Source organism: Archangium sp., from assembly GCF_036388035.1.
Taxonomy (GTDB): Bacteria; Myxococcota; Myxococcia; order Myxococcales; family Myxococcaceae; genus Archangium.
Window position 1 is genome coordinate 1 of record NZ_DASVSO010000133.1, and the last position, 4,033, is coordinate 4,033.

General features: G+C 71.9%; 4 protein-coding genes. All 4 read right to left on the reverse strand.

What is annotated here, in order from left to right:
• Positions 1-138: 138 nt before the first annotated feature.
• A complete protein-coding gene (locus VF697_RS05905) occupies positions 139-942 on the reverse strand; it encodes a hypothetical protein (RefSeq protein WP_331092508.1) in 804 nt (267 codons plus the stop codon).
• Position 943: 1 nt separating this feature from the next.
• Entirely contained in the window at positions 944-1,981 is a 1,038-nt protein-coding gene (locus VF697_RS05910) for a protein-glutamate methylesterase/protein-glutamine glutaminase (RefSeq protein ID WP_414641248.1), read from the reverse strand.
• A complete protein-coding gene (locus VF697_RS05915) occupies positions 1,978-2,820 on the reverse strand; it encodes a CheR family methyltransferase (RefSeq protein ID WP_414641249.1) in 843 nt (280 codons plus the stop codon). The genes VF697_RS05910 and VF697_RS05915 overlap by 4 nt, the downstream gene beginning before the upstream one ends.
• 40 nt (positions 2,821-2,860) lie before the next feature.
• Positions 2,861-4,033: HEAT repeat domain-containing protein (locus VF697_RS05920; RefSeq protein ID WP_331092511.1), on the reverse strand; the 1,173-nt coding region annotated here is incomplete at its 5' end.

The window sequence follows — 4,033 nt, forward strand, 5'->3', positions numbered from 1 at the left end:
CGGCCGGCTGGCGCCCGCTCGGTCCCGACGACGCGTTGCTCCTCACGCTCCTGCCCGACGAAGAAGTCTGAACTTCACTTCCTGGAGGGAACCATTCGAGCCCCCGGAACTCCGGGGCGCCTCATGCACTGCGTCCCTTCAGGTGGGACGCACGCCGGAGCGACCCGCCGGCTGGGGCAGTTCGATGGCCGTCCCCCGGCGGCGCTCCTTCGGCGCGTCCAGGAACGTCCCCAGCAGCACCCAGCGTCGGGCGTCCTCCTCGGCGCCCGGCTTCGCCACCAGCGGCGTCGTGTAGTGCCAGAAGGGCAGCCGGTACACCGTCACCCCGCCCAGGGTGTTCACGCTCTGCATCTCCGAGAAGTGTCCGCCCTTGGCGTAGACGAGCCACTGGTGCGCCACCGCTGGCGTGGCGAACGTCAGGTGCATGTCCACGTAGCCGTCGAAGGCCTCGGCGTCCTCCGGGTGGTGGTCGTTGTGCGGGCCCGTGTAGTCCCCCGGGCCGTAGCACAGCACCTGAATCCCCCACTTGCGCCGCAGCGCCCTCCCGCTCACCGCCGCCGCGAAGGCCGCGAAGCTCTGGGAGTGGAGCATCCCCACCAACCCCACCTCCTCGGCCGCCCTCCACGAGCGCGAGCGCCGGCTCTCCAGCAGCGCCGTCCTCACCCGCACCGTCTTCGGGAGCTGCTCCGCGTAGTTCTCCGTCATCCCCCAGATGCTCTCCGGGGGAATCGGGTCCTCCATCGCCGTCAGCGTCTCGCGCAGCGCCTTCTCCAGCGCGTCCCGGCACGCCGCCGCCTTGCGCGCGTCCAGCACCCCGCTCAGCGCCACGAAGCGCCGACCCGGCTGCAACAGCGCACCGCACGTGTCCGGGTCTCGCCCCTCCAGGATGCGCCGCCCCTTGGGCGTGAGCAGGTCCGCGAACTCGGTGGGAAACGTCTTCATGTCACCGCCTCTTGCGCGCCATCTCCACCAGCGCGGGGCCAATCTCGCCGAGCGGCAGCACCCGGCTCACCGCGCCCGTGGCCACCGCCTCCTGCGGCATCCCGTAGATGACCGCCGTCCGCTCCGACTCCGCCCACACCTCGCCTCCCGCCTTCTGGATGGCCTTGGCGCCCAGCGCCCCATCCGCGCCCATCCCCGTCAGCACCACGCCCACCGCCTTGGAGCCGAACACCTCGGCCATGCTCATGAAGAGCCGGTCCACCGAGGGCGCGTGCTTGTCCTGCATCGTCGGGTGCGGCGTGCCCAGCACGTACTGTCCCGTCTGCCGGTACACCACGAGCTGCCGCCCTCCCGGCGCGATGAAGACGTGGCCCGGCGCCAGGACGTCTCCCTCCTCCGCCTCGCGCACGGAGAAGGGCCCCAGCCTGTCCAGCCGCTCCGCGAAGGCCCGGGTGAACTGCTTGGGCATGTGCTGGCACACCAGCAGGCTCATCGACGGCTCCGGCGAGAGCGCCTCCAGCAGCCGCTGCACCGCTGGCGGCCCGCCCGTGGACGCGCCGATGGCCACCACGAACGAGGGCTCCAGCGGCACCATCCTCGGCTTGCCGCGCACCGGCTTGGACAGATCCGACGGCCGCACCAGCTTCGCCGCGTGCACCTTCTCCAGCAGCTCCTTGCGCAGCTTGTCCAGCACGTCCGGCGTGGGCTTCGCCGGCTTGGCGATGAAGTCGAAGGCCCCCAGCTCCAGCGCCTTGAAGACGTCCGCCTTGTGCGCGTAGCTGGAGATGACGATGACCGGCGTGGGCGCCGTGCTCTTGAGCAGCCGCAGGAAGGAGTATCCGCCCAGCCGCGGCATCTCCAGGTCCAACGTCACCACGTCCGGGTGCAGCGCCAGCACCTGGCGCAGCCCCTCGTTGCCGTCGCACGCCGTGCCCACCACCTTCACGTCCGGCGAGGACTCCAACAGCTGCGTGAGCAGCCTCCGGTTGTGGGCCGAGTCATCCACCACCAATACCTTCACGGGCTCGAGCGACATCACAGGCCGTTCCCTCCGGTGGGATCCGGCTTGCGGTAGACGAGATCGCCCCGCAGGTGCACCAACTCGAAGTCCGCGCTGAGGTTGATGAGGTTCTCCGAGTGCCCCAGCAGCAGGTAACCGCCGGGCACCAGCTTGTCGTAGATGAGACGCAGCACCCGCTGCCGCGCGGGTGTGTCGAAGTAGATCATCACGTTACGACAGAAGACGGCATCCATGCGGGACACCAGCACGCCCGTCTCCGGTTCCTGGAGGTTCTGGTGCCCGAAGGAGACCCAGGAGCGCACGTCGTCGCGCACGCGCACCCGGTTGGGCCCCACGTGGACGAAGTAGCGGGCGATCTTCTCCGCCGGCGTGGCCCGGAGCGAGGACGGCCCGTACTCACCCAGGCGCGCCTGGGCCAGCACCCGGCGCGAGATGTCCGTGCCGTGCACCTCCACGTCCCAGCCCTCGAAGCGCCCGCTCTCCTTGAGGAGCATGGCCACCGTGTAGGCCTCCTCTCCCGACGAGCACCCCGCGGACCAGATGCGCAGCCGCTTCGCGCGGGCATTGCGCCGCTCCAGGCGCGGGAGCACCTCTTCGGTGAAGGCCTTGAGCTGGTGCGGCTCGCGGAAGAAGTACGTCTCGTGGGTGGTGAGGGCCTCGATGGCCGTCTCCAGCTCGGAGCGGCGCTGGGCATCGAAGCGCAGGTAGCGGTAGTAGGCGCTGAAGTCCGACAGCCCCAGCGCCTCCAGCCGCGGCCACAGCCGCCGCTGCATGACGAACTTCATGTCATCGCGCACGAGGATGCCGCAGTGGCCATACACGTAGTCCCGCAGCAGGCGGAACTCCTCCGCTGTCATCTCCGGCTTGCCTGTATCGAAAGGCTTCACCCCCAGCGCCTCAGCGACTCGACAAACGTTCCACCGCGTCCACCAGGGCGCGGCGAGTCAATGCATCCGTCTCGGCCGCGAGCGCGGCCCGGGTCGCCGGCAGGCACTCCGGTCCCCCGGAGTCCCCCAGCACCCGCGCCGCCGCGGCCCTCACGTCCCAGCCCGCGTGGCCGAGCAGCCCCACCGCCAGCGCCACGCCCTCGGCCGAGGCCGCGCCCGCCAGCAGCGCCGTCTTCACCACCTCCGGATCCTCATGGGTCACCGCGCGGCGGAGCACGTCGTCTCGCAGGGCGCCCAGCCGCGCCAGGGCCTGCACGGCGCGGAAGGCCACCGCCCCGTCCACATGCTGCACCAGTCCCTCCAGGTCCTCTACCCGCTCCAGGGCGCCGCACTCGCCCACCGCGTCCAGGGCGGCGAGTTGCACCTCCAGGGCGTCGTCAGCCAGGGCCCGCTTCAGCAGCCCCGCCGCCGAGGGGGCTCCGAGCTGCCCCACCACCCGCACCGCCGCGGCGCGCACCCGGGGGGCCTCGTCCGTCAGCGCCGTGTGCGCCAGCTCCAGCCCGCCCGCCGGGTCCACCGCGGCCAGCACCTCCACGGCGGTGGCGCGCAGGGGCACGGAGGCCTCGCGCGCGGTGCGCCGCACCAGGGGCAGCATGGCCGTGCCGCCCACCCGCACCAGCGCGTTGAGCACCACCGGCTCCGCCCCGTCGCACATCGCCGCCTCCAGCGCCTGGGCCACCGGCTTGGGGAAGTTGGCGGCCAGCGTCACCAGCGCGCGTGCCGCCAGCCCCGCCAGGTCCGGGTGGGAGAGGAGCTGCGCCAGGGGCTCCACCGCCTCCAGCGAGCGCGTCCGCCCGAGCGCCTGCACCGCCACCATCTTCAGGTCCACCTCGCCCCAGTCGAGCATCTGGACGAGCTCGGGCACGTACGTGGCGTCCACCATCTCCACCAGCACGTGCCCCGCCGCCTCGCGCGCCGGGAAGGAGAGACGATCCATGCTGGCCAGCAGCTCGCGTCCCGCCTCCAGGCCGAAGTGCGAGAGCGTCCGCATCACCTCCGGTGCCAGCCGCTCCTCCTGGGCCACCTCCGCCACCAGGGGCGCCAGCTGCGGCTCGCGCAGGGCCGCCGCCGCGACGAGCCCTCCCGCGCGCAGCTCCATGTCGTCGGACTCCAGCGCGCTGGC